This window comes from Pseudomonas sp. ITEM 17296 (assembly GCF_028895205.1).
Classification (GTDB): Bacteria; Pseudomonadota; Gammaproteobacteria; order Pseudomonadales; family Pseudomonadaceae; genus Aquipseudomonas; species Aquipseudomonas kermanshahensis.
Window position 1 is genome coordinate 1 of the sequence record NZ_WJRS01000072.1, and the last position, 1,184, is coordinate 1,184.

1 protein-coding gene is annotated in these 1,184 nt (G+C 52.7%); it reads left to right on the forward strand.

The window, feature by feature from the left end; genetic code table 11:
* Nucleotides 1-210: 210 nt before the first annotated feature.
* Nucleotides 211-1,164: an IS110 family transposase gene (locus GIB19_RS28080; RefSeq protein WP_274888852.1), complete on the forward strand. Its 954-nt coding sequence runs from the start codon at nucleotides 211-213 to the stop codon at nucleotides 1,162-1,164.
* Nucleotides 1,165-1,184 lie beyond the last annotated feature (20 nt).

Below are 1,184 nucleotides of genomic sequence, written 5' to 3' on the forward strand. Positions count from 1 at the left end.
CCCGCTTGTATGGTTAGACTTGAAGGGGTGGTGGGACTAAATGCCCGATTCTGACTGTTCGCAGCAGTACAGACCGTGGGAGACATCGCCCCACCCCTTCCACCAAAGCGCCGATAAAGAATGCATCGTTTGCAAGCGACGATAGAAGCAAGCCAGCGCCTCTTGGTGAAACCCCTTCAAGCCTAAAAACCTTAACGTGGAGTACGGCCCATGGCAATGCAGGCAGGTAGATTGATCGTGGGTGCGGACGTTGCAAAAGCTGAGCTGGTTATCCATCACGACCGCAGTGATGAGGTAATCAAACTGAAAAATTCAAAAGCCGACATCAAGCGGTGGCTGAAGCAACAACCCCTGAACACTGCCATCGCTGTTGAGGCGACCAATGTCTATCACTTGGACTTGGTTGAGTTGGCCCATGGACTAGGTTTCAGTGTTTATGTCGTCGATGGGTTTCAACTGAGCAACTACCGAAAAAGTGTTGGCGGGCGAGTCAAAACTGACCCTTCTGATGCTCGGTTACTCTCTCGTTTCTTGAGAAATGAGGGGGAGGATCTTCGTCCTTGGAGCCCGCCTCCAGCCGTCTACGGCAAGCTGCAGAGCCTCCTCCGCCGCAGAGCCGCACTGGTGTCTGCTCGCACCGCTATGACTCAGAGCTGGGCTAATGAAACCCTCTTAAAGGCGGCCTTCGAAGCTTTCGTAACATCAATAGATCGATTGGATCTGCTGATGCAAAAGAAGATGAAAGAAGTGCTCCGAGAGGCCGGACTGCATGAGCAAGTTGCTCGTTGTCAGGCAGTAGAGGGGATAGGTTTCCTTACAGCCACGGCATTGGTAATGGCCTTTGTCAGGGGCGAATTTAAAAGCAGTGACTCTTACATTGCATTTCTTGGGATGGATCTGCGAGTGATTGACTCTGGACAGAAAACGGGACGACGCCGTCTCACAAAACGGGGCTGCTCGGAAATCCGTCGCTTGCTGCACAACGCAGCGATGGCCGCTAGCAAGTCTACGGCCTGGAAAGGCATCTATGAACAACACCGCAACAGCGGCAAGGCAACGACCCAGGCCCTCGTGATCCTGGCAAGAAAGCTTGCTCGCGTAGCATTCGCCCTGATGAAAAATCAGGACGAATATGTCACCAAAGCGAGCAAACCGGCTTGCTGAAAACCATAGAATCTCCCACA

Bases quoted from the DNA above. Each gene is read 5' to 3' on its own strand.
- GIB19_RS28080 (WP_274888852.1), top strand. From the start codon at position 211: ATGGCAATGCAGGCAGGTAGATTGATCGTGGGTGCGGACGTTGCAAAA.